Here is a 23,019-nt window from a genome sequence, read left to right as displayed (position 1 = left end):
TGGGGGGGGGGGGGTAGCGAGAGACAGGGAGTGGCGGGCCCCCCCCCCACCCCCCCCCCCCCCCTTCCGGCAAACCCGGGGGCTAGGCCAGGACGCTGAGCTTGGAGCCGGGGCGGCCGAAGAGGGCCTTGTCCACGGACACCTTGCCGGCACCAACGAGGGCCACGGCCAGTGCTGCGGCGGCGAGGATCAGTACCAGTTCGTAACCGCCGGTGGCGACAAAGACGCCCGCCGAGGCGTGGACCAGGACCAGGGCGCCGAGCACGTTCACGGCGAGGAGGGCTGCGAACACGCGGGTGAGCACGCCGAGGATCAGCGCGACACCGCCCACAAGCTCAAGTGTGGCGGTGACCGGAGCGACGAGGTTGGCTGCCGGGACACCCATCTGGGCAAAGGCTGCCTGGGTTCCGGCGATGGTGAACTCGTTGAATTTCTGCCAGCCGTGGGCGGCGAAGAGGAAGCCGGTAACAATGCGCAGGATGGTGCGGGCTGCAGTGGTGAGTGCGGGCTGGTTCATGAGGATACCGTTCTGACGTGGGGACCGGGGGCCGGGCGGGCCGCTCCGGATTTGGTTGAAGTTTCAACTTATATTCTTCCGGCCTTTGGTTGAAAAGTCAACTAGTGCGTAGCTGTGCGTCGCCGGCAGTGCGGTTAGGGTGGTTCCGTGCCAGCCTCCGCCCCGACTCCCGCAACGATCCGGACCCCGGCAGGCCGCAGGCGGGAGATCCTGCGCCTCGCGGTACCGGCCTTCGGTGCGTTGATCGCCGAACCGCTCTTCCTCCTCGCGGATGCAGCCATCGTCGGCCACCTCGGCGTCGCACAACTGGCCGGTGTCGGGCTGGCTTCAGCCGTGCTGCATACAGCTGTGGGCCTCATGGTGTTCCTCGCCTACTCCACGACGCCGGCGGTAGCCCGGGCCGTCGGCAACGGCCAGCTGGCCAGGGCACTCGCCGCAGGACGCGACGGCGTCTGGCTGGCCCTGCTGCTGGGCGTCGTCCTTGCCGTGGCCGGTTTCCTGGCCGCAGAACCGCTCCTGGACCTGATGGGCGCCCGCGGCGAGGTGCGGTCGTTCGCCGTCGACTACCTGCGCTGGTCGATGCCCGGACTCGTCGCGATGCTGCTCATCTTTGCCGGCACCGGAGTACTGCGGGGCCTGCAGGACACGCGGACCCCGCTGCTGGTTGCCGGCGCCGGTTTCACCCTGAACATCGTGCTCAACCTGTTCCTGGTCTACGGCCTGCAACTGTCCGTCGCGGGCTCGGCGATCGGGACCAGCATCGCCCAAGGGGCCATGGCCCTGGTCTACGTGGTGATGGTCCAGCGGAACGCGCGCAACCATGGCGTATCCCCGTGGCCGGACTGGCATGGCATCCGGGCACTGGCCAAAGTGGGTTCATGGCTGATGCTGCGGACGCTCAGCCTGCGGATCGCGATCCTCGCCACTGTTGTGGTGGTCACGGCCCAGGGGGCGGTCAACCTCGCCGCCCACCAGCTCGCGATGACTGTCTTCACCTTCCTGGCGTTCGCCCTCGATGCCCTCGCGATTGCCGCGCAAGCGCTGATCGGCAAGGAACTCGGTGCCTCCCGGCCGGCGGCGGCGCGGGCGCTCACCGCAACGATGGTCCGCTGGGGTATCGGCTTCGGCGTTCTGACCGGGCTCCTGCTGGCCGCCGCGGCACCGTGGGCGGGACTGCTCTTTACGTCCGACGCCGACGTCCGAACCGCGCTCACGCTGGCGCTGTGGGTGCTCGCGGCCGGACAGCCGATCGCCGGCTATGTCTTTGTCCTCGACGGTGTGCTGATCGGTGCCGGGGACGCGAAGTACCTGGCAACTGCCGGCGTCGTGAACCTCGCCCTGTACCTTCCGCTGCTGGTGGCGGTCGGACAGTCCGGGGCCGGCGGCGGTGCGGGGCTGCTCTGGCTGTGGGCGGCGTTCTCATTGGGCTACATGGCCGTCCGGGCCCTGACCCTGGGCCTCCGTGCGCGGACGGACCGGTGGATGGTACTCGGTTCGCACTGAGTTCGGCCGGCTCCCGGCGCGGACGGCCGCGGCTTCGCACTAAACTGGACGGGTGACTCTCCCCGCAGCCCCCGACGCCTCCATTGCCCTGCCCGCCGCGGCGGATCTCTGGAAACCCGTACTGGTCCGGGCCGCCGTCGCGCTCGTCTTCGGTGCGCTGACTGTGTTTTGGGCTTCGCCGCCCCCGGCGGGCATGGGCTGGGCGGGCGGCCTCTACCTGCTGGCCACCGGAGTGGTGCTGCTGTGGGGCGTGAACAAGACGGGATTCCTTCCCGGGTCCCCCGCCGGCAAGATCCTTGCAGCCGCCGGCGCCTTGCTGACCGGAACCGGGGCGGCCGTCGGCCTTATCCCGGGAAGCCTGGTCTTCGGTGTCCTCGCGGGCCTGGGCCTGGGACTTGCCGGCGCTGCAGAGTTCTACCTCGGCATCACCCATCGTGGCCGGTCCGTGCTTGCGCGGGACTGGATGGCTTCCGGCGTTATCGGGCTGGGCACTGCGGTTTTGTTGCCGTTCTTCATTGACCTCGGCCCGCACGCCCTGCTCGGGGTTGCCGGCGGCGGGGCCATCATCAGCGGCGTGCTCTGGGCGCTGGCCGGGCTGACGCTGCGGAACGATGCGCGGGACGATTCCACGAAGCCGTAAACTAGTAGCGACAGGTTCTACATTGCGTAGAACATTCGGGGCATCACAACTGCCGCGCCTGGCGGCGTCGGCTGCAGGAGGAAACACCTTGGCACAGCAGAAATCTGGAGAACCGCGCAAGCTGCGGACCACGGTCAAGGGACCGCTGATGTTCTCCGCGTTCTGGGCAGTGCTGGCCTTCGTTGCGACCCTTATTTTCGCCTCAGGCGGCAGCGCCAAGACGCCCCGCTATGACCTGGCCTTCACCGCCGCGGGAATTGCCTTCATCGTGATTCTGGTCGTGATTGCCATGCTGTCCATGGGCCACAAGCCAAATGACGAACAGCTCGGCAAGGGCTCCGGCATCAATTTGAGCTCCCGGAACTCTGGCCATGGCGGCCACCCGGCCCAGTCCCGCCCCGAGGCCGGAGGCCCGGAGACCGGCGCCCCGGAGTCTGGCCCCGCCGAGGGCGTCCGCTAAGTCTGAGGTCGGCAATCGCTGCTGGCAGCGCATTGGAATGAATCTGAAACGGACTCAGGACCCCGCCCTCCGGGCCCGGTAGGCCGCCACGTGTGCACGGTTGGCGCAGTTTCCGGTGTCGCAGTAGCGCTTGGAGCGGTTCCGGCTGAGGTCCAGCACCACGGCATTGCAGTCCTCCGCGGCGCACACGAGCAGGCGGTCCATTTCCTTGCTGCGGATGACATCAACCAGGGCCATCGCGGCCTCTGTGCTCATCCGGTCCGCCAGTGGCGCGTCCCGGGTGGTGGCGTGCAGGTGCCAGTCCCACTCGTCGTGTTTGACCAACTGGGGAAGTGCCCGCGCCTCCCGCAGCAGCCGGTTCACGGTCTCGACGGCCACTGGCTCGTCCGCAAACCAGAGGGCCGACAGTTCGCCGCGGAGGCGGTGTACGCCGGCCAGTTCAGCAGCATCCCTGGTCCGGGAGCCACTGAATCCCTCGGCTTTCAGGAACAGATCGAGGTCCTGGGTCGTGGCGAGTTGCTCATGTCCGTTGGCCGCTGAGTTGATCAGATTGACCACGGACCGCAGCGCTATCTCCGTGTCAGGGGCAAAAACCATCTTGACTCCTTACGTCGGCGTGGAGTATTGTCATGAGCATAACCCCATTTTACTCCTGACAGGAGGCGCCTGTGTCTGCCGCACGCCGATCCGCTGAAACCTCGGCCATTCACGATGCCGGGATGTCCGCGCCCGGAACGCTGGCCGGCAAGCCCGGCGCGGCCTCGGGGTTCATGGCCTCGGGTCTCGGCGTGGCGCTGTTTTCGTCGGCCGTGTTCGGGCTGTCAGGCTCCTTTGCCAAGGCGATGTTGGAGACCGGCTGGACCCCGGGCGCGGCCGTCACCGCCCGACTCACGGCAGCGGCGCTGATCCTGGCCATTCCCGCCGCATGGGCGCTGCATGGTCGCTGGCACCAGCTCAGGGACAATTGGCTCACGGTGCTGCTCTTCGGCCTGATCGGTGTCGCCGCCTGCCAGCTGTTCTATTTCAACGCGGTCGCCAGGCTGTCGGTGGGGGTTGCGCTGCTGCTGGAATACCTGGCCCCCGTCATCATCGTCCTGTGGCTCTGGGCCGCCAGCCGGAAGCGCCCGCGGCCGCTCACGGTCGCCGGGACCGTACTGTCCCTGGGCGGACTGGTCCTCGTCCTGGACCTCACCGGAGCTGTCACCATCGACTTCAACGGCGTGCTGTGGGGGATGGCAGCGGCTGTCTGTCTCGCTATCTACTTCTTCATCACCGCCAAGGAAAATGACACCCTCCCGCCGATCGTCCTTGCCTCCGGGGGGCTGATGGTCGGAGCCGTCACCATGTGGCTGGCTGCGGCAACCGGCCTGCTGCCGATGGCGTTCAGCACCACTGACACCCGCCTCGGCCCCTGGGTCACCCCGTGGTGGGTGGCGCTGGGCGGACTGGTCGTACTGGCCACCGTGCTCGCCTACGTCTCCGGCATTGTGGCGGCGCGGGCACTTGGCTCCAAGGTAGCGTCCTTTGTCTCGTTGACCGAGGTGCTGTTCGCGGTCCTCTGGGCGTGGCTGCTTCTGGGTGAACTGCCGGGCCCCATCCAGCTCATGGGCGGGCTGCTGATTGTCGGCGGGGTGGTGCTGGTTCGGCTGGACGAGCTCCGGTCCCTGTCCGGGACCGGCGCGGCACTGCCGGCGGTGCTGGACCACGCCAGGGACGTCGAGCCCGTCCCGTGACCTGGTCCAAACAATGCCGCCGTAACCTGGGTCCAAACAGTAGGACAGCCCGGACGCAGTGCGTCCGGGCTGTCCTATGAAACCAAATCCCTAGCGTGAAGCGCTTTCCTGCTCGGTGGCGTTGCGGCTGGCCTGCTTGCCGGCCTCCTGCAGCGCCTGGGAAACCTTCGCCAGCGCGGAAACGTGCTGGCCGTTCCACTCGCTGCGGAACTTCTCGGCGTCCGGGCCCTTCCAGTCGGTGCCCTCGAGCACCTTGGTCAGCAGCGACTTCTGCTTGTCGATCTCCGACGAACCTGCCTGCAGCTTCGTCCCAAGAGTCTTGAGCTGAGCAATGTCTGCACCCCAAATAGCCATGCGAAAATCTCCTTCAGTAAGTGAAACGGACCCGAGCCATGCCGGCGTCCCCCAAACGGCCCCCGGCTGTTCCCGGAAGTCCATTGCTTAGAACCTACCCTGCCCGCGGAAATAGTGTCGATGGGCACAGCTGCCCATCACCCGGACGCGGCTAGACGCGGCCGCATGGCTTTTGCCGGCCGGCGGCAACCACTTGGCCAGGGCACTCGATCCCGGGCCCGAAGGCACCTAGCATGAAGATATGTGCCGAAACATCCGGACCCTCCACAACTTTGAACCGCACGCGACCACCGCCGAGGTTGAAGCCGCCGCGTTGCAGTACGTGCGCAAGATCAGCGGCAGCACCAAGCCGTCCAAGGCGAACGAGGAGGCCTTCAACCGGGCTGTGCAGGAGATTGCCCACGTTACGCAGCACCTGCTGGACTCCCTGGTGACCCACGCTCCGGCAAAGGACCGCGGGGAGGAAGCTGCCAGGGCCAAAGCCAGGGCGGCAGTCCGCTTTGGTGCGGCCTGAGGGAACGGCCTGGGCGAAAAGAAACCTGGCGAGCTGCCTACTTGCCGAAGCTGCGTAACCGCAGCGAATTGGCGACGACGAGCACGGAGCTGGCAGCCATTGCGGCGCCGGCGATCATTGGATTGAGCAGCCCCAGGGCGGCCACCGGGATGCCGACGGCGTTGTAGAAGAACGCCCAGAAAAGGTTCGTTTTGATGGTCGCCAAGGTCCGGCGGGAGAGTTCGATGGCCTGGGCCACCTGGCCCAGGTCGTTGCCCATCACCGTCAGGTCCGCGGCCTCGATCGCCACGTCCGTGCCGGAGCCCATTGCGATGCCAAGGTCGGCCTGGGCCAGCGCCGCGGCGTCATTGACGCCGTCGCCGGCCATGGCGACGGTGGCGCCGGCGGACTGCAGCCTCCGCACGGCCATGACTTTGCCCTCCGGCAGCACGCCCGCGAACACATCCTCCGCAGGGATGCCGACAGACTCGGCCACCTGCGCGGCGACAGCGGCGTTGTCCCCGGTCAATAGGATGGGCCGGAGACCGAGCCCGCGCAGCCGCCTGATCGCGGCCGCGGAGCCTGGCTTCAGCGTGTCCCGCAGGCTGATGATTCCCGCGGGCTCCCCGTCCACGGCGAGCCAGATCACCGTTGTTCCGGAGCCTTCGGCGGCGCGGACAGCCGCCAGCTGCGCTGCGGTGGAGGCAATGCCGTTCTCCGCCAGCCAGCCCGCGCGGCCGGCCGTGACCTGCCGGCCCTCGACTGTCCCCTGAACTCCGCCGCCGGGCGCGGAACGGAAGCCGACGACGGCGGGCAGGGTGCCGGCTCCGCCGTTGCGGTGCCCGGCCGAGAGCGCCGAAGCGGCGATGGCACGGGCGATCGGGTGTTCGGATGCGGACTCCACAGCTCCGGCCAGGCGGAGCAGCTCAGCCGGGTGGAATGTTCCGAACGTGTCGGTGCCCTCGACGGCGAGGTGGCCGGTGGTCACGGTGCCGGTCTTGTCCAGCAGGATCGTGTCAACGGTCCGGGTGTCCTCGAGGACCTGTGGGCCCCTGATCAGGATGCCCAGTTGCGCGCCCCGCCCAGTCCCGGTGAGCAGCCCCACCGGGGTAGCCAGGCCCAGGGCGCACGGGCAGGCAATGACCAGCACCGCCACGGCGGCCGAAAACGCTGCGCGGAGATCGGCGTCGCCGGCTGACGGGCCGGCCGCGAGCAGCCAGCCGCCAAAAGTCAGCGCAGCGATCCCCAGGACCACCGGAACGAACACGGCACTGATCCGGTCCGCCAGACGCGCGATCGGCGCCTTGCCCGTCTGTGCCTGGGAGACCAGCCGGCCCATCTGGGCCAGGGTGGTTTCGGCGCCAACGCGCGTTGCGCGGACGAGCAGCCTGCCGGAGGTGTTGATGGTGGCGCCCGTGACCGGGCTGTCCGGGCCGACTTCCACCGGCACCGATTCGCCTGTAACCAGCGAGGCATCAACCGCGGAGGAGCCTTCGACGACGATCCCGTCAGTCGCAATCTTCTCGCCGGGGCGGACCAGTATGAGGTCGCCCACCCCGAGCTGATCGGCCGGGATCTGCTGCTCCTGGCCGTCGCGCAGCACCGTGGCATCCTTGGCGCCCAGGTTCAGCAGGGCCCGGAGGGCGTCCCCCGCTTTTTGCTTGGCATTGGCCTCCAGATAGCGGCCGAGCAGCAGAAAGGTCGTGACGACTGCGGAAACCTCGAAGTAGAGTCCGCCGGATGCCCTCCCCATGCCCTCCATGCCGTCCATGCCCAGCCGGTGGGCGGTCAGCTGCGGGTCCGCGGCGAGCTGCCAGGCTGAAAAGACGTAGGCTGCGGTCACTCCGATGGAGACCAGCGTGTCCATCGTGGAGGCGAAGTGCCGGGCGTTGATGGCGGCAGCCCGGTGGAACGGCCAGGCTGCCCAGGTAACCACGGGCAGGGCCAGGGCTGCGGCCGTCCAGCCCCAGTTGGCGAATTGAAGGGCCGGGAACATGGAAATCAGGAACACCGGCACGGTGAGGATGGCCGCGACGAGCAGGCGCGGGCGGAGCTTGGCTGCCGGGTGGTTGCCGGACGCGCCGCCACCGGTGGCCGCATGCTCGGCGTGCTCGGTCGTTCCTCCCCGCCGACCCCCTGGCCTCGCAAGCTCGGCCAGGGCACCCTGTCGGGGTGGCCCCACCTGAGGCGCACGCTTCCGCATGTCCCCGGCGGCGCCGTTGTGGTCGCCCTCAGCAAGGATCGCAACCGGTGGCTTGGCACCCCGAACCGTGGCTTTGTAGCCTGCGGCCTCAACGGTGGCGGTGATTTGCTCGTCCGTGATGTCCGTGGGGACGCTCACGTGGGCCGACTCCAAGGGCAGATTGACGGTGGCCGTAACGCCGTCGAGCTTTCCGAGCTTGCGTTCGACCCGGCCGACGCAGGAAGCGCAGGTCATGCCCTCGATGTCCAGCTCGATCACCCGGCTCCCGGGCGGGTCCAGCAGTTTCTCGTTACTCACGGTGTCCTGATCCTGTTGGTCTGCCTGATGGTGAGCGGGCGGTTGCTTCTTAGGCCTGGTTGGCCACGACCAGATAGCCGGCTTCGGCAATGGCCTCGCCGATTTCGGAGGTGGACAGTGCACCGGCGGAGGTGATGGTGACCGTGGAGATGCCGCCTGAGTTGAGGTCGACGTCGATCTTCTCGACGCCGGCCAGCGCCTCGAGCTCTTCGCTGACGGAGGACACGCAGTGGCCGCAGGTCATGCCGGAAACGTTGACGGTGGTGGATACAGTGCTCATGGCTTGCTCCTTGTGGGTGGACTCGTCCACCAGCCCGGGCGGGCTGGCTGTGGTGTTGCCGCTACCGCAGCAGGCGGCCGATGGCGTCGGTGGCCTCTTTGACCTTGAAGTCGATCGCTGCGCCCCGCAGCTTCGCATCCGGTTCGGACGCGGCTCCGACCACGCAGTGGCCGATGTGCTCCTCCACGAGGCCGAGGCTGACGGCGTGCAGGGCTTTGGTGACCGCTGCGACCTGGGTGAGGATGTCGATGCAGTACTTGTCCTCATCGACCATCCGGGCGATGCCGCGCACCTGGCCTTCGATCCGTTTCAGCCGCAGGAGGTAGGCGTCCTTGTTGGAGGAATAGCCGTGCTGTTGCTCCGGCGCAGCGTCCGCGGACGCCAGGGCCGGGTTTTCGGGCTCGTTCATAAGCTCAAACTATACCCCCCAGGGGTATAAAACAAGTACCCCGCAGGGGTATCCGCTGCCGGGTGCCTCCGGACGCCCGGAGGCAAAAAAGAACTCCGGAGTGCGTTATTGGGGGATACGCACTCCGGAGCAGTCTTTGGGCGGGCCTTCGATCTCCCGCTTACATTGTCAAGCTTACTGGGCGGTCGGTGGTGAAAGCCAGCACCCCGAATAACTACTTTCGCTTTACTTTCAGGGACCCGTCGGGGTCCCGGGTGCGGACCCCAGTGAAAGCTGGGCGGCATGGAAATCGAAGTGCGCCACGGGGTAGGCATAGACGTCGGCCAGGGACATGGTCTCTTTGAAGAACGGGTCCCAGCGGGTCGGGAAGTGCATGCGGCGGGCCAACCGGGGTTCGGGTTCCCGCCGCAGCCGTCGTTCCAGCACAGCCGTGACCCGGCGCAGCGCCGCGGCCATCCGCCGCCGGGTGACGATGCGGGCGCCGGCGATTGAGCCCCAGTAATTCACGACGTCGAACGGTGCCGTTCCCGCGTTCAGAAGCCAGGCGAAACCGCGGCTGACCGGGACCGGCAGCCGGCCAAAAAGCCGCACCAGGGGGAGCAGGGCCAGCACCACGATGTAGCCGAACACCATGTGGTAGAGCAGTTCCTCGTTGCTCCATCGGGTGCCCGCACTGGGGCGCCGGAGGGCTTCTGGTGAGGTGCCGGCCAGGAGCATTTCGAGCTCGGTCACATTACGCCGATACTCGGCCACGACCGCGTCGCGGTCAACCGCCACAATCACACCGCCCGGGGCCAGGCAGCCGGTCAGGGTCCATGTTTAGTCCGGTGGTGGACGGGGGCCCGGACCGGAACGATCAGGATCGGATGGTCCTGATGGTGGCTAAGCCATGCGGCGACCGAGCCGTTCAGCGCAGCGGAAATCCGGTGGCCCAGGCCGGGCTCCGGCGTGCCCACGATTATCATCGCGGCTCCGACCTCGGCCGCCAGCCGGCCAAGCGCCCGGGCAGGGTCGCCCGCCAGCGTCCGCAGGGTCCAATGGACACCCAAGGCATCACAGGCAGAGCCGATGTTGGTCCGTAATTCATGGGTCACGGCCCGGATTTCGGCGTTGTTGGTGTCGGGGTGCAGGGAGAGACGGTGCGCGGACCGCGCCGGATCCCACTCCACCAGGTAGCTCGCCTCGTCCACATAGGCGCAGATCATCGGGGCGGCGACTTTCGACGCCAGCACAGCGGCCGCCTGCAGGACTTCGGAGCCCTGCCCCGGGAGCACGCCGACCACGAGGGGCGGCGGACCACTCATGCTCTCGGCGGACATACTCAATTGTGGCCCCGGTTCCGCGGCCAGGAACAGGGACTTACTCCCCGTGCTGTCCGCCGGACACGGGTGGGTGGGCGTCCAGAGCCAAGCGGCCCTTGAACGCCCCCGGTGCCGGGCCTAACGTGGAGGAACTGAGGAAAGGGTGACCGCCGTGGAGATCTTCATGTGGTGGCTGGATCTGGATCTGGCGAGCAAGGAGTGGCTGCGGGAAAACCTGCGCGCCGCTGAGTTGCCGCTGCAGGTGCTGCAGGGCATTGCCGAAGCCGGCGGCCCCCACCCGGATGCCGTCTCAGGGGTGCTAACCGACGCGGATTGGGACTTCATCGAGACGCAGTCCGAATTCGTGGACTGACAAGACCGGTTCAACCAGCGCGCGAATTCCATTGCGAGCATCCGGCATGAGTGGTTGCATAAGGGGCATGGCTACCGCAGAGAGTTACGTCCTGGCAATCGGCACCAAGAAGGGTCTCTGGCTGGCGACCAGCCGTGACCGCAAGGACTGGTCGCTGTCAGGCCCCCATTTTCTGATGAGCGAGGTCCCCAGCATCGGCATCGACACCCGCGATGGCCGGACCCGGATTCTGGTCGGCGTCCGTTCCGAACACTGGGGCCCCACCGTGTTCCATTCCGATGATCTGGGCGAAACGTGGAACGAGCCCGAAGAAGGAGCCATCCGGTTCCCGGAGGGCACGGACGCCGCCCTGGAACGCGTCTGGCAGATCCACCCTGACGCCGAGTCCCGCCCCGGCGTCGTCTGGGCCGGCTGCGAGCCGATCTCGGTCTGGAAATCCACCGACGGCGGCGAACACTTTGAACTCAACCGCGGCCTCTGGGACCACCCGCACCGGGGCGAATGGGGAGCCGGTTACGGCGGCGCAGCGGCCCACTCAATCGTTCTGGACGACACCGGCCAGAAGGTGCACGTCGCCATGAGTACCGGCGGGGTCTACCGCTCGCTCGACGGCGGCAGCTCCTGGGAGCCGCGCAACAAGGGGATTTCGGCCTACTTCATGCCCGACCCCAACCCGGAGTTCGGCCAGTGCGTGCACAAGATCGCGGCGGATGCCGCCGTCGACGGCCGCCTCTACGCGCAGAACCACCACGGCGTCTACCGCAGTGACGACGACGCCGAGAACTGGAAGTCGATCGCGGAGGGGCTGCCGGCGGACTTCGGCTTCGTGATGCTCACGCACCCCCGCCGGGCCGGCACCGCCTGGGTCATCCCGCTCAAGGCCGACGGCGAACGGATCCCGCCGGAGGGCAGGCTCGCAGTCCACCGGACCGACGACGCCGGCGCGAGCTGGAAGCGGCTGGACGACGGACTGCCCCAGGCGGAATTCAACTCCGTGCTGCGGGACGCCGCCTGCGTTGACCCGTCCGAACCGGCCGGCGTGTACTTCGGCACGCGCGGTGGCAGCATCTACGCCAGCGCCGACGAGGGCGAACACTTCAGTGAAATCGCCTCACACCTGCCCGACGTGCTTTGTGTCCGGGCCGCGGTTATCGCCCGTGACTGACATCAGCGTGGTGCTCCCCAGCATCCTGCAGCCGCTGGCAGGCGGGCGGCCGGTGCTGACTTCCCCCGCTGCCGGGCCGCGGACCGTGGGCAGGCTGCTGGACGAAGTGACCGCGGGCTACCCGGTGCTGGGCCGGCGGCTGCGCGACGAGACGGGGGCGCTCCGCCGGTATGTGAACGTTTATGTGGAGGGCGATGAGATACGTCGGCTGCAGGGCCTCGATACCGCGGTGGAACCGGGCCAGGAAGTGGTGATCATCCAGTCCGTGGCCGGGGGCTAGGCTCCGCAAAACGGCCCCGCGATGAAGTGGCGGCAGGCGCCGAATCGTCGGGTTCACTGCCGACCTGACCGCGGGCAGTCCTTACTGACTACGCCCGCGGCGTGGGTCGAGCGCTCCGGTGGGGACGGCGCAGGGCCACGCCCGCCTGGTCAGGCGACCCGCCAAAGGCTGCATTCGTCGGTGTTGATGACTCTCCGCGTGCCGGACTGCCGGTCCATGATCCAGACGACACCGATTCCGGGCGCGGTTTCCTGGACGCGGCCGCGGCGGATTACGACGTCGTCGTAATTGGGTCCGACCTTCAGGCGCGCCTCGATCTCGTCGCCGCGGTGCAGCTGATCCAGGGCGCGGATGCGGGTTACGTGGGTTTTGGCTTCCTTCAACATGGCGGGGCCTCCCGGAACTGGAGAGTGGTGCCTGCTCTTGCCGGCACTTCCAGTGTCCGGCGCCAATGTTGCGGGCGCGTTTCGGCCCGGTAAGACGTGGGTAAGCGTTCGACGCCGGCGCCGTTACCGGCGTCGGACGTCCGGGCCGGCGTCCCTCACGGGATGTGGCGTTCACCCGGTCGCTGGAGCCGGAACCAGCGGTAGCCGTAGCGTTCCAGTTCCAGCTCGAAACCGCCGTCGTCCGCCAGTTCGATGTCCTGGTTATCGAACAGATCCCGCAGGTGGGCGCCGCCGAATCCTGTCTTAGGGTCCCCCGCAGAGCGCACGTTTGCGGCCACCGAGGCAGGTTCCGCCCCGAAGTTGTGGGCCAGGACGACGGTTGAACCCTCCCAGGAGCAGCGGTGCAGAAGCACCTTCGCCGAGCTGTGTTTGATGACCTCGAAGTCGCCCCACCCCAGTTCGGGGCTTTCCCGGTAGCGCTGGATCAGGGTCGCCATGAAGTTCCACAGCGACTCCGGATCCCGCTTCGCCGCGGCGGCGTTGACGTGCTTCGGCCCGAAGAACCCGTCCACCACCTGGGCCACGAGATCCTTCGCCGGGGCGGCCGAAAAACCGCCGTTCGCAGTGTCATTCCATTGCATGGGGGAGCGCACGGCCGAGCGGCCCTTGGCCGAGAGGTCCTCGCCCATGCCGATCTCCTCGCCGTAGAAGAGCACCGGGGTACCGGGCAGTGCGAACATCAGCGAGTAGACCATGCGGATCCGGGCGGGGTCGCCGTTGAGCATCGTGGGCAGCCGGCGGCGCAGGCCGCGGCCGTACATCTGCATATCCTCGTCCGGCCCGAACGCGGCAAAGACTTCTTCGCGTTCAGCGTCGCTGAGTTTGTCCAGGGTCAGTTCGTCATGGTTGCGGACAAACATGGCCCACTGGTTGTCCGGGTGGATCCTCGGGCGGGAACTGAGCGATGTGGCCAGCGGCCGGGCATCCTCGCGGGCGAGGGACAGGTACAGATTCTGCATGGACAGGAAGTCGAACTGCATGTTCAGCTCATTTCCCGCCGCGCCGCCGAAATACTTCAGCTGGTCCTTGTAGGGCAGGTTGACCTCGCCCAGCAGCACCCCGCTGCCGTTGCGGCGGTTCAGGAAGCTGCGGAGCGCGCTGAGATAGTCGTGCGGATCAATCTGCGCCGCGCCTTCCCCGGACGTGCCCTGGAGCTCCAGGAAGAACGGGACAGCGTCCAGCCGGAAACCGTCCAGTCCCAGCTGCAGCCAGAAGCCCATTGACTTGGCGATTTCGTCCCGGACCTTCGGGTTGGCCACGTTCAGGTCCGGCTGGTGCTTGGCGAACATGTGCAGGTACCACTCGCCGGTGGCCTTGTCCTGGGTCCAGATGGACGTCTCCTCACCGGGGAACACCACCTGCCCGGACGTGTCCGGCGGGGTGTCCTTGCGCCAGACGTAGTAATCGCGAAACGGGTTGTCCACCGATTTGCGGGACTCCACGAACCAGGGATGCCGGTCCGACGTGTGGTTGAGGACGAAGTCCGCGATCACCCGCATCCCGCGGTCCTTCGCGGTGCGGATGAACTCCACCACGTCGCCCAGGTTGCCCAGCCGCGGGTCCACTCCGTACAGGTCCGTGACGTCGTAGCCGTCGTCCCGGTCCGGGGTGGGGTAGAACGGCATCAGCCAGATGCACGTCACCCCGAGTGCCGCAAGGTAGTCCACGCGCTGGATCAGGCCGCCGAAGTCGCCGGTGCCGTCGCCGTCACTGTCGAAGAAGGTCTCCGGATCCAGGCAGTAGATGACAGAGTTCTTCCACCACAGGTCCGAGGTTTCTGCGATTCTCACAGCAGCACCTCCCGGTCCTGCCGCGGGCTGCCGGACCCGCGAAGCTGCGGGAGCACATTTTCGGCGAAGGCATGGATGAACGGCGCCTGCTCCTGGCCGACGAAGTGCAGGTACAGCTCGTCGAAGCCGAGGTCCACATAGTCGGCGAGCCACTGGGCGTGCTGCCCGGTGTCCGCGGAGATATTCACGACGCTCCGGACCCGGTCCTCGCCGACGTCGGCGCTGACGCCGTCGAAGTGGGCCGCTGTCGGCAGATCCCACGGGACCGGCGGGGCAAACACGTTGCCGCGCCACTGGTCCAGGGCCACCGCAACGGCTTCCTGTTCGGTCGGCGCCCAGGACAGGTGCACCTGCAGCACGGCTTTGCCCCGGCCGCCGGCGTCGCGGTAGGCGGCGAGCATGTCCTTCAGCTTCCCGTGCGGCTGGTTGACCGTGACCAGCCCGTCCGCCCAGGCCGCCCCGCGGCGGGCCGTTTCCACGCTGATGGCCGGAGCAATCAGCGGCGGCTTGATCGCGGGCAGATCCCAGATCCGGGCCTGCTGGACGGTGACCAGGCCGTCCCGGGTTACTTCCTTGCCGTCGTGGAGTTCGCGGATGATCTGTACGGCTTCCTCGAGTCGCTGCTGCCGCATCGCCTTGTCCGGCCAGGGCTCCCCGGTGATGTGCTCGTTCATGTACTCGCCGCTGCCCGGTGCCAGCCAGAACCGGCCGGGGAACATGTCCGCCAGGGTGGCCGACGCGTGCGCGATGATGGCCGGGTGGTAGCGCTGGCCGGGAGCGGTCACCACGCCGAGGCGCAGGCTGGTGGTGGCCAGGGCGGCCCCCAGCCAGGACCAGGCGAAGCCGGAGTGGCCCTGCCGGGCGGACCAGGGCTCGATGTGGTCCGAGCACATGGCGGCGTCGAAGCCCGCCTGCTCCGCCAGCTGAACGTCCTTGAGAAGCTGGCCGGGGCTGATTTGTTCGTGGGATGCGTGGAAACCGAGGGTAGCCATCGTTCATGTCTACCGTCGGCCCGGGCGGTTGTCGAGGAAAGCCCTGTCCGACCTTCGTCTGCCCGCCCTCTGGCGGTCGGGGGAATGCCGGACCAGAATGGGGCCTATGCGACTGCCGCTGATGCCCCCGATCGCCCCGATGCTGGCGAAGTCCGTGACCGCCCTGCCCGAGGGTGCGGTGATGTTCGAACCGAAGTGGGACGGTTTCCGGTCCATCATCTTCCGCGACGGCGGGGACGTGGAGATCGGCAGCCGCAACGGCAAACCGCTGACCCGCTACTTCCCTGAACTCGTCGAGGCGCTGAAGGAAAACCTCCCGCCGCGCTGTGTGCTGGACGGCGAGATCGTTCTGGTCGGCGCCGCCGGGGACCGGCTCGACTTTGATGCGCTGCAGCAACGGATCCATCCCGCGGCGAGCCGGGTCCGGCTGCTGGCCGAACAGACCCCCGCGAGCTTCGTGGCGTTCGACCTGCTGGCCCTCGGCGACGAGGACCTCACGGCCCGTCCCTTCGCCGAGCGGCGCACGGAGCTGGAGCGCGTGCTTGCCGGCAGTTCGGCGCCCATCCACCTCACCGCCGCGACGCGGGACAGGCCCACCGCGCAGGCGTGGTTCCACCAGTTCGAGGGGGCCGGGCTGGACGGGATCGTGGCCAAACCGCTGGACGGGCGGTATCTGCCGGACAAGCGCGCCATGTTCAAGGTCAAGCACGAACGCACCGCCGACTGCGTCCTTGCCGGGTACCGGGTGCACACCTCCGGGCCGGACCGGATCGGTTCACTGCTGCTGGGGCTCTACGGCGACGACGGCGAACTCGCCAGTGTGGGTGTGGTGGGCGCGTTCCCGCTGCAGCGGCGGAAGGATCTCTTCGAGGAACTCCAGCCGCTCGTGACCAGCTTCGAGGACCACCCGTGGGCCTGGTCCCGGCAGGAGGACGGGACCCGGACGCCGCGCAATGCCGAGGGCAGCCGGTGGAGTGGCGGCAAGGACCTCTCCTTCACGCCGCTCCGGCCGGAGCGGGTGGTGGAAGTGAAATATGACCACATGGAGGGCGAACGGTTCCGCCACACGGCGCAGTTTGTCCGCTGGCGCCCGGACCGGGAGCCGCGGTCCTGCACCTACGAACAGCTCGAGGAGCCGGTCAGGTTCGATCTTGCGGCCGTGCTGGCGGCCGGCCGGGAGTAGCCACGGCACGCCCGGCCCGGGGTGCTCCCGGCGTTCCCGCACGGCGCCCGGTGCTCCCAGCGTTCCCGCCCGGTTGCCGTTGTTCCCGGCGTTCCCGCCCGGTTGCCGTTGCTCCCGGCGTTCCCGCCCGGTTGCTCTGCCAGGACCCTGCCGGGGACGCGGAAAAGCCCGGCGTGTCCAGTGATCACGCCGGGCTTCCGGTGATGCGGCCCGGAGCAACCGGGCGGGAACGCTGCGGCCGGACTACTTAAGGCCGAGCTCCCTGGTGGGAATCTTGAAGGATTCCTTGGCGGTCAAGGCGGAGACGGCCGCAATAACGCAGATCACCGCGGTAAAGATACTGATCTGCACCCAGCCGCCGGGCTTGATGCCGCCCATGGCCGCGACGATCGCCGGAGCGAAGCCTGCCATCAGGAAGCCGAGCTGGGTGCCGATGGCCAGGCCGGAGAAGCGGACCTTCGTGCTGAACATTTCTGCGTAGAAGGCGGGCCAGACGGCATTGGAGGCTGCGTAGCCAAAGGAGAAGAAGCCGATTGCGGCCACGAACATCAGCGGCACGCTGCCGGATTCGAGGCTGAGCAGGAACAGCGGCGTCAGGACTGCACTGGCCAGCGCGCCGTAAATGAAGACCGGCTTGCGGCCGATCCGGTCGGCGAGCTTGCCGAAGAGCGGCTGGGTGCCGAGGGCCACGACGTTGGCCCCGACGACGAGCCAGAGAGTGGTCGTTCCGTCCACACCGGCGACGTTTTTGGCGTAGCTGATGGCCAGGGTGCCGAAGACGGTGGAGACGGCGGCGATGAAGGCGCAGGCGACGACGCGGAGGACATCGCGCCAGTGGTCCTTGAGCAGGTCCGCGACGGGGAGCTTGGAGATCTGGGCGGTCTTCTGGGCTTCCTCGAAGGCCGGGGGCTCGTGCAGGGTGCGGCGGATGAAGAACGCAACAATGACCACCACGGCGCTGAGCCAGAACGGGATGCGCCAGCCGATGCCGTACTTGATCTCATCCGGGAGGGCCAGGACGGGGATGAAGACGAGGGCCGCGAGGATCTGCCCGCCCTGGGTTCCGGTCAGCGTCCAGGAGGTGAAGAAGGCCCGGCGGTTATCCGGGGCGTGTTCCAGGGTCATGGACGAGGCGCCCGCCTGCTCGCCGGCTGCCGAGAGGCCCTGGCAGAGACGTGCCAGCACGAGCAGGGCCGGTGCCCACCAGCCGATGGCGTTGAAGTCGGGCAGGCAGCCGATCACAAAGGTGGAGGCGCCCATCAGCAGGAGCGTGAACATAAGGACCTTGCGGCGGCCCACCCGGTCACCGAAGTGGCCCAGGATGACCGCGCCCACCGGCCGGGCGACATAGGCGAAGCCGAAGGTCGCGAACGACATGATCGCGGCGTTGGCGCCGGCGTCCGGGAAGAAGACCGTGGGGAAGATCAGCGCGGCGGCGGATCCGAAGATAAAGAAGTCGTAGTACTCGACGGCGCTGCCGAGGAAGCTGGCGAGGGCTGCCTTCTTCGGCGTCCCGGCGGCTGCTTCGGTGCCGGGCGTCGTAGACGGGAGTGTCTGCATGGTGTTCCTTTTGTGTGACGACATTGTCGCGGATGGATCAGGAAGGTCTCGGCCGCCGCTGGTATCAAGTGTGCGGCAGCAGAAGGTTCGTGGAAAGACCGGACGAGTAGCCACATGGTGGGAGCTACTTGTGCGATGTAGCAATCATGACTGTGAGGGTGATCACTTGTCAACAAAAATAATCACGATCTAGCAATAGCTCTCACTATGTGGGAACATTGAGCCATGAGTGTGAATCAAGACACAGGAGCGCCCGAGGCCGCTATGACGCCCCCGGGGCCCGCGTCCACCCCTCCAGCCCCCGCCGGCAAAGGCGCCGCGGCAGGCGCCAAAGCCGCCCGGGAGGACGGCCGGACCGACATGGTCGGCAAAGCCCTGGGCCTGCTCGTCCTGCTCGGTGACGAACCGAGCGGCGCCAGCGCCGCGGATTTGTCGCGCCGGGCGGAGCTGCCCTTCAGCACGACCTACCGCCTGCTGGGTTCCCTGACCCGCGACGGCTTCGTGGACTATGAAGCGGACGGGCGCCGCTACCACCTGGGCCTGCGCATCTTCCAGCTCGGCCAGCGGGTGTCCAACCATCATGGATTCGCCGGCACCGCCCTGCCCATCCTCCGGCGGGTCACCGAGGAGACGGGCGAAGCCACCATCCTGTCCGTGCGCGACGGGCACCACCATCTCACGGTCAACAAGGTCGACGGACCCCAGACGTTCCGCGTCACGAGCGACCCGGGTCATCTGGGCGCCCTGCACACCACATCGGTGGGCAAGGCGCTCGTGGCCTTCGCCGATGACGCCACCCGCCGCCAGCTGGTGGAGGAGCTCGAACTGGAGCCGCTGACCGAATTTTCCATCACGGACCGGGACGCCTTCCGGGCCGAGGTCGAACTCGTCCGCAAGCGCGGCTATGCCGTCATGGACCAGGAAAACGAGCCCGGCATGCGGGCCGTCGCCGTTCCGGTGTTCAACTCCCAGGGTCATGCCTTCGCCTCGCTGGCCACGGCCGTTCCGGTTTTTCGGATGAGCGTGGAAGCCCTCGTGGCGTTGGTCCCGCTGCTGCAGTCGGCGGCGGCGGAACTGTCGGCCCGGCTGCCCCAGCAGTGAGTCCGGCCGCCGGCCGCACGTCCAGCCGGCAAACTCTGTTCGCTAGTAGAACAAGCGTGCATCATATGAACAAATGCGGTAATGTAACCCCCATCACCCGGCCCGCGGCCCTCGCCCAGTGCGACCCCGCCCGCCGAGTGCCGTTGTCAAAGGAGCTATACGGATGAGCAATCGAGCAGAGTCCTTTCTTGTGGGCCTGATAGGCGATGGCGTGCTGCCATCGCTGACGCCGCCGATGCACGAACGCGAAGGCGATGTGCAGGGCCTCCGGTACCTCTACCGCCCCATCGACCTCACAGAGCTGGGACTCCCCGGCCAGAGCGTCGGCGAGCTCCTGACCGGCGCCTACCGCCTGGGCTTCAACGGCTTGAACATCACCCACCCCTGCAAGCAACTGGTCCTGGACCACCTGGACGAGGTCACCGAGGACGCCCGCCGTCTTGGCGCGGTCAACACCGTGACCATCCGGGACGGCCGTTTCATCGGCCACAACACAGACTTCTCCGGGTTCGCCGCCGCCCTCGCCACGGGCCTGCCGGGCGCCAAACTCAACCGCGTCGTGCAGCTGGGCGCCGGCGGTGCCGGGTCAGCCGTCGCCTACGCCTTGCTCACCGCCGGCGTCCGGGAACTGGACCTGGTGGACACGGACGCCGCCCGCTGCGCGGCACGCGCCGCCGAACTCGCCGGCTTCTTCCCGGACCAGCTGGTCACCGCGCGGACGACGGCGGAGCTGCCGCAGCTGATGCCGCTCGCCGACGGCCTGGTGCACTGCACTCCGGTGGGCATGGCCGCCCACCCCGGGGTGCCGCTGGACATGTCCCTCGTGGACCCCCGGCACTGGGTCGCGGACATTGTGTACCGGCCGATCGAGACCGAGCTGGTCCGGCAGGCCCGGGCCAAGGGCTGCGACGTGCTCGACGGCGGCCGGATGGCGGTCGGCCAGGCAGCCGACGCGTTCCGGATCTTCACCGGGCTCGAGGCCGACGCCGAACGGATGCGCAGCCACTTCCTGGAGCTCGTCGCCGCGGAAGAGGTGTCCGCCTGATGCGCACCGGAATCGCCACCGTCTGCCTCTCCGGCACCCTGCGGGAAAAAATGCAGGCCTGCGCCATCGCGGGCTTCGACGGGATCGAAATCTTTGAACAGGACCTGGTCACCTCCCCCCTCAGCCCGGAGGACGTCCGCAAGATGGCCGCCGACCTGGGCCTGACGCTGGATCTTTACCAGCCGTTCCGCGACTTCGACAGCGTGCCCGGGGATCTGCTGGCCGCCAACCTGCGCCGGGCGGACGCCAAGTTCCGGCTGATGGCACGTCTCGGCACGGACACCATGCTGCTCTGCTCCAACGTCGCCACCGCCAGCATTGATGACGAGGGGCTCCGCGCGGAACAACTCGCCGCACTGGCTGCCCTGGCCCAGGACCACGGCGTCAAGGTGGCCTACGAGGCCCTGGCCTGGGGAAAATACGTCAACGACTACGAGCACGCCCACCGCCTCGTCCAGGCTGTGGACCACCCCAGCCTGGGAACCTGCCTCGACTCGTTCCACATCCTCTCCCGCGACTGGGACACCGCCCCGATCGAGGCTTTCAACCCGGAGAAGATTTTCTTCGTCCAGGTCGCCGATGCGCCCAAATTGTCCATGGACGTGCTGTCCTGGAGCCGGCACTACCGGGTCTTCCCGGGCGAGGGCCAGTTCGAACTCGCAAAGTTCCTGGGCCACGTGGTCCGGGCCGGGTACACCGGCCCGGTGTCCCTGGAGGTCTTCAACGACGTCTTCCGCCAGTCCGACGTCGAACGCACCGCCGTGGACGCAATGCGGTCGCTGATCTGGCTTGAGGAGCAGAGCGCGAAGTGGCTGGACGCGCAGCCGTCCGGTCGAAACGGTGACAACGGCGCCGGTAATGCCGCGCCGCGCCGCCGCCGGTACCCGATGGAACTGGCTACTCTCCCGCAGGTGGCCGAACCGGCAGGCTTCAACTTCGCCGAGGTCAGCGCCGCGGACACCGGCGGGCTGGAAACCCTGCTGTTCCAGCTCGGATTCGCGTTCAACGGCCGCCACCGGACCAAGAACGTGCAATTGTGGAGCATGGGCCATGCCCGCGTGATCATCAACGAGGATTCCTCCCGGGAATCCCGCGACGCCGGTGCCGCCGCGCCGGCAATTTCTGCGCTGGGCTTCGACGTCGAGTCCCCCGTGATTGCCGCCGCGCGCGCCCAGCAGCTCAAGGCCCCGGCCGTGCCCCGCAAGAGCCAGGCCGACGAGGAGATTTTCCAGGGCTTCGCCGCCCCGGATTCCACCGAAATCTTCCTGTGCCAGGGCAACCCGGACGGCACCGCCGCATGGACCCGCGAATTCGGTGAGGGACTGGAGGCCACCCCCGCCAGCCGGAGCGGGGGGCCGGGCGCCGTGATCGACCACGTCAACCTTGCCCAGCCCTGGCAGCACTTCGACGAGGCCTTGCTCTTTTATACCAGCGCCCTGGCCCTGGAACCGCAGCCGTATGCCGAAGTCGCCAGCCCCACCGGCCTGGTCCGCTCCCAGGTCATGCTCACCCGCGACCGCGGCGTCCGCCTGGTGCTGAACCTGGCCCCGCTGATCCAGCGCGAAGGTGCCGCCTCCGGCGCGGAAGGTACGGCCGGCACCGGGCAGCGCCGGACCTACCAGGAACACATCGCCTTCGCGGTGGATGACCTCGTGGCCACGGCCCGGGCGGCGAAGGCGCGTGGCCTTGATTTCCTCCAGATCCCGGCGAACTACTACGAGGACCTCGATGCGCGGTTCGGACTGGACGCGTCCTTCCTGGCCACGCTCCGTGAGCTGAACCTGCTTTACGACCGGGACGCCGACGGCGAATTCCTGCACTTCTACACGGCCACCGTCGGCAGCGTGTTCTTCGAAATGGTCGAGCGCCGCGGTTCCTACGACGGCTACGGGGCGCCCAACGCCCCGGTGCGGCACGCCGTCCAATACGACCACCTGCACCAGCTGAACCCCACCCCCTGACCCACCAACAACACCCACACCCAACGAAAGGAGGCTGCTGTGCCTGAAGAAATCAACCTTGAAATCTACAACGCGGATACGCTCACCGAGGACGTGTCCGACGAAGCCACGCAGGCCGCACCGAAGACGTATGCGCCGCTGGACGCTGCCGCTGAATCGCAGGCAGACCTCAGCGCCGAGATGAAAGCGCTCGGCGACGCCTACGCCCGGGCCCTGCAAAACGGTGCCCCGGCGGAGATCCAGCCACGGCTGGACTACGCCCCGTACCGCAGCAGCGTCCTGCGCCACCCCACCAAGGACCTGCACCACGCGGACCCGGAAACCATCGAGCTGTACTCTCCCGCGTTCGGGCACATGGACGTGCACGCGCTGGAGGCAGACCTCACCATCCAACACAACGGTGAACCGCTGGGCGAACGCATCGTCGTGTCCGGCCGCGTGCTCGACGGCGACGGCCGCCCCGTCGCCGGCCAGCTCGTGGAGATCTGGCAGGCCAACTCGGCCGGCCGCTACATCCACAAGCGCGACCAGCACCCGGCACCGCTGGATCCCCACTTCACCGGCGTCGGCCGCTGCATCACCGGCGCTGACGGCTCCTACAGCTTCACCACCATCAAGCCCGGCGCCTACCCGTGGAAGAACCACCTGAACGCCTGGCGCCCGGCGCACATCCACTTCTCCCTGTTCGGCCAGGAATTCACCCAGCGGATCGTCACCCAGATGTACTTCCCCGGCGACCAGCTCTTCCCGCTGGACCCGATCTACCAGTCGATCGTGGACCAGGACGCCCGAGATCGGCTCGTCGCCACCTACAACCACGAGCAGACCAAGCCGGAATGGGCCCTCGCGTACAACTGGGACATCGTCCTGACCGGGTCGAAGCGGACCTGGACCGAGAACGAGGCATCAGGCGCAGGAGACGAGAATGAATAG

General features: G+C 67.7%; 25 protein-coding genes. 13 read left to right on the top strand and 12 right to left on the bottom strand.

What is annotated here, in order from left to right; translation table 11 throughout:
• Window positions 1-82 precede the first annotated feature (82 nt).
• Window positions 83-517, bottom strand: a complete 435-nt coding sequence (locus tag AC50YM_RS17060) for a DoxX family protein (protein ID WP_494958132.1) — start codon at window positions 515-517, stop codon at window positions 83-85.
• 147 nt (window positions 518-664) lie between these two features.
• On the opposite strand from AC50YM_RS17060, the gene AC50YM_RS17055 reads away from it, so the two are divergent.
• The 3 genes from AC50YM_RS17055 (at window position 665) to AC50YM_RS17045 (ending at window position 3,120) form a co-directional block, all read left to right on the top strand.
• Window positions 665-2,020: an MATE family efflux transporter gene (locus tag AC50YM_RS17055; protein ID WP_494958131.1), complete on the top strand. Its 1,356-nt coding sequence runs from the start codon at window positions 665-667 to the stop codon at window positions 2,018-2,020.
• A gap of 52 nt (window positions 2,021-2,072) precedes the next feature.
• Window positions 2,073-2,660 carry a hypothetical protein gene (locus tag AC50YM_RS17050; RefSeq protein ID WP_494958130.1) on the top strand — a complete coding sequence of 196 codons (588 nt, stop codon included), beginning with the start codon at window positions 2,073-2,075 and terminating at the stop codon, window positions 2,658-2,660.
• Between the two features lie 88 nt (window positions 2,661-2,748).
• The gene (locus AC50YM_RS17045; protein WP_494958129.1) at window positions 2,749-3,120 is read left to right on the top strand and encodes a hypothetical protein; all 372 of its coding nucleotides are present in this window, start codon (window positions 2,749-2,751) and stop codon (window positions 3,118-3,120) included.
• 54 nt (window positions 3,121-3,174) lie between these two features.
• On the opposite strand, the gene AC50YM_RS17040 is transcribed toward AC50YM_RS17045, so the two are convergent.
• Window positions 3,175-3,717: a CGNR zinc finger domain-containing protein gene (locus AC50YM_RS17040; protein WP_494958128.1), complete on the bottom strand. Its 543-nt coding sequence runs from the start codon at window positions 3,715-3,717 to the stop codon at window positions 3,175-3,177.
• 122 nt (window positions 3,718-3,839) lie between these two features.
• On the opposite strand from AC50YM_RS17040, the gene AC50YM_RS17035 reads away from it, so the two are divergent.
• A complete protein-coding gene (locus tag AC50YM_RS17035) occupies window positions 3,840-4,853 on the top strand; it encodes an EamA family transporter (protein WP_494958138.1) in 1,014 nt (337 codons plus the stop codon).
• Window positions 4,854-4,943: 90 nt separating this feature from the next.
• Here the strand turns inward: AC50YM_RS17035 and AC50YM_RS17030 are convergent, their stop codons facing one another.
• A complete protein-coding gene (locus AC50YM_RS17030) occupies window positions 4,944-5,207 on the bottom strand; it encodes a hypothetical protein (RefSeq protein WP_494958127.1) in 264 nt (87 codons plus the stop codon).
• A 241-nt stretch (window positions 5,208-5,448) separates the two neighbouring features.
• On the opposite strand from AC50YM_RS17030, the gene AC50YM_RS17025 reads away from it, so the two are divergent.
• Window positions 5,449-5,721 (top strand): DUF2277 domain-containing protein, encoded by a 273-nt coding sequence (locus tag AC50YM_RS17025; RefSeq protein WP_494958126.1) that lies wholly within the window; start codon window positions 5,449-5,451, stop codon window positions 5,719-5,721.
• 37 nt (window positions 5,722-5,758) lie between these two features.
• Here the strand turns inward: AC50YM_RS17025 and AC50YM_RS17020 are convergent, their stop codons facing one another.
• The 5 genes from AC50YM_RS17020 to AC50YM_RS17000 all read right to left on the bottom strand — a co-directional run bounded on the left by AC50YM_RS17020 (window position 5,759) and on the right by AC50YM_RS17000 (window position 10,208).
• Window positions 5,759-8,200: a heavy metal translocating P-type ATPase gene (locus AC50YM_RS17020; protein WP_494958125.1), complete on the bottom strand. Its 2,442-nt coding sequence runs from the start codon at window positions 8,198-8,200 to the stop codon at window positions 5,759-5,761.
• Between the two features lie 49 nt (window positions 8,201-8,249).
• On the bottom strand, window positions 8,250-8,480 hold the full coding sequence (locus AC50YM_RS17015) for a heavy-metal-associated domain-containing protein (RefSeq protein ID WP_494890806.1): 231 nt from the start codon (window positions 8,478-8,480) through the stop codon (window positions 8,250-8,252).
• A gap of 61 nt (window positions 8,481-8,541) precedes the next feature.
• Entirely contained in the window at window positions 8,542-8,889 is a 348-nt protein-coding gene (locus AC50YM_RS17010) for a metal-sensitive transcriptional regulator (RefSeq protein WP_494958124.1), read from the bottom strand.
• Window positions 8,890-9,120: 231 nt separating this feature from the next.
• Complete coding sequence (locus tag AC50YM_RS17005; protein ID WP_494958123.1) at window positions 9,121-9,621, bottom strand: DinB family protein; 501 nt, start codon at window positions 9,619-9,621, stop codon at window positions 9,121-9,123.
• A 74-nt stretch (window positions 9,622-9,695) separates the two neighbouring features.
• A complete protein-coding gene (locus AC50YM_RS17000; RefSeq protein ID WP_494958122.1) occupies window positions 9,696-10,208 on the bottom strand; it encodes a universal stress protein in 513 nt (170 codons plus the stop codon).
• Between the two features lie 154 nt (window positions 10,209-10,362).
• Here AC50YM_RS17000 and AC50YM_RS16995 point away from each other — a divergent pair, with 154 nt between their 5' ends.
• The 3 genes from AC50YM_RS16995 (at window position 10,363) to AC50YM_RS16985 (ending at window position 12,008) form a co-directional block, all read left to right on the top strand.
• Entirely contained in the window at window positions 10,363-10,563 is a 201-nt protein-coding gene (locus tag AC50YM_RS16995) for a hypothetical protein (RefSeq protein ID WP_494958137.1), read from the top strand.
• Window positions 10,564-10,630: 67 nt separating this feature from the next.
• Window positions 10,631-11,728, top strand: coding sequence for a WD40/YVTN/BNR-like repeat-containing protein (locus AC50YM_RS16990; protein WP_494958121.1), 1,098 nt, complete (start codon window positions 10,631-10,633; stop codon window positions 11,726-11,728).
• The gene (locus AC50YM_RS16985; protein WP_494958120.1) at window positions 11,721-12,008 is read left to right on the top strand and encodes a MoaD/ThiS family protein; all 288 of its coding nucleotides are present in this window, start codon (window positions 11,721-11,723) and stop codon (window positions 12,006-12,008) included. The genes AC50YM_RS16990 and AC50YM_RS16985 overlap by 8 nt, the downstream gene beginning before the upstream one ends.
• 149 nt (window positions 12,009-12,157) lie before the next feature.
• Here AC50YM_RS16985 and AC50YM_RS16980 read toward each other — a convergent pair whose 3' ends face one another.
• The 3 genes from AC50YM_RS16980 to AC50YM_RS16970 form a co-directional block, all read right to left on the bottom strand.
• A complete protein-coding gene (locus tag AC50YM_RS16980; RefSeq protein ID WP_494958119.1) occupies window positions 12,158-12,394 on the bottom strand; it encodes a hypothetical protein in 237 nt (78 codons plus the stop codon).
• A 155-nt stretch (window positions 12,395-12,549) separates the two neighbouring features.
• Entirely contained in the window at window positions 12,550-14,244 is a 1,695-nt protein-coding gene (locus AC50YM_RS16975) for an alpha-amylase family protein (RefSeq protein WP_494958118.1), read from the bottom strand.
• The gene (locus tag AC50YM_RS16970; protein WP_494958117.1) at window positions 14,241-15,236 is read right to left on the bottom strand and encodes a TIGR03885 family FMN-dependent LLM class oxidoreductase; all 996 of its coding nucleotides are present in this window, start codon (window positions 15,234-15,236) and stop codon (window positions 14,241-14,243) included. Before AC50YM_RS16970 ends, AC50YM_RS16975 begins: the two co-directional genes overlap by 4 nt.
• Window positions 15,237-15,342: 106 nt before the next feature.
• On the opposite strand from AC50YM_RS16970, the gene AC50YM_RS16965 reads away from it, so the two are divergent.
• Window positions 15,343-16,419: an ATP-dependent DNA ligase gene (locus AC50YM_RS16965; protein ID WP_494958116.1), complete on the top strand. Its 1,077-nt coding sequence runs from the start codon at window positions 15,343-15,345 to the stop codon at window positions 16,417-16,419.
• Between the two features lie 243 nt (window positions 16,420-16,662).
• Here AC50YM_RS16965 and AC50YM_RS16960 read toward each other — a convergent pair whose 3' ends face one another.
• Window positions 16,663-17,979 carry an MFS transporter gene (locus AC50YM_RS16960; protein ID WP_494958115.1) on the bottom strand — a complete coding sequence of 439 codons (1,317 nt, stop codon included), beginning with the start codon at window positions 17,977-17,979 and terminating at the stop codon, window positions 16,663-16,665.
• 225 nt (window positions 17,980-18,204) lie between these two features.
• Here AC50YM_RS16960 and AC50YM_RS16955 point away from each other — a divergent pair, with 225 nt between their 5' ends.
• The 4 genes from AC50YM_RS16955 (at window position 18,205) to pcaH (ending at window position 23,019) form a co-directional block, all read left to right on the top strand.
• Window positions 18,205-19,080, top strand: coding sequence for an IclR family transcriptional regulator (locus AC50YM_RS16955; protein WP_494958114.1), 876 nt, complete (start codon window positions 18,205-18,207; stop codon window positions 19,078-19,080).
• A 163-nt stretch (window positions 19,081-19,243) separates the two neighbouring features.
• Window positions 19,244-20,125: a shikimate dehydrogenase gene (locus AC50YM_RS16950; protein ID WP_494958113.1), complete on the top strand. Its 882-nt coding sequence runs from the start codon at window positions 19,244-19,246 to the stop codon at window positions 20,123-20,125.
• Window positions 20,125-22,086, top strand: coding sequence for a bifunctional sugar phosphate isomerase/epimerase/4-hydroxyphenylpyruvate dioxygenase family protein (locus tag AC50YM_RS16945; protein WP_494958112.1), 1,962 nt, complete (start codon window positions 20,125-20,127; stop codon window positions 22,084-22,086). The genes AC50YM_RS16950 and AC50YM_RS16945 overlap by 1 nt, the downstream gene beginning before the upstream one ends.
• A 39-nt stretch (window positions 22,087-22,125) precedes the next feature.
• Window positions 22,126-23,019, top strand: coding sequence for a protocatechuate 3,4-dioxygenase subunit beta (gene pcaH, locus AC50YM_RS16940; protein WP_494958111.1), 894 nt, complete (start codon window positions 22,126-22,128; stop codon window positions 23,017-23,019).

It is taken from the genome of Pseudarthrobacter sp. RHLT1-30-1, from assembly GCF_059383415.1.
Note: the sequence above shows the minus strand (reverse complement) of the source record. Positions and strands in the feature narration are given on the sequence as shown.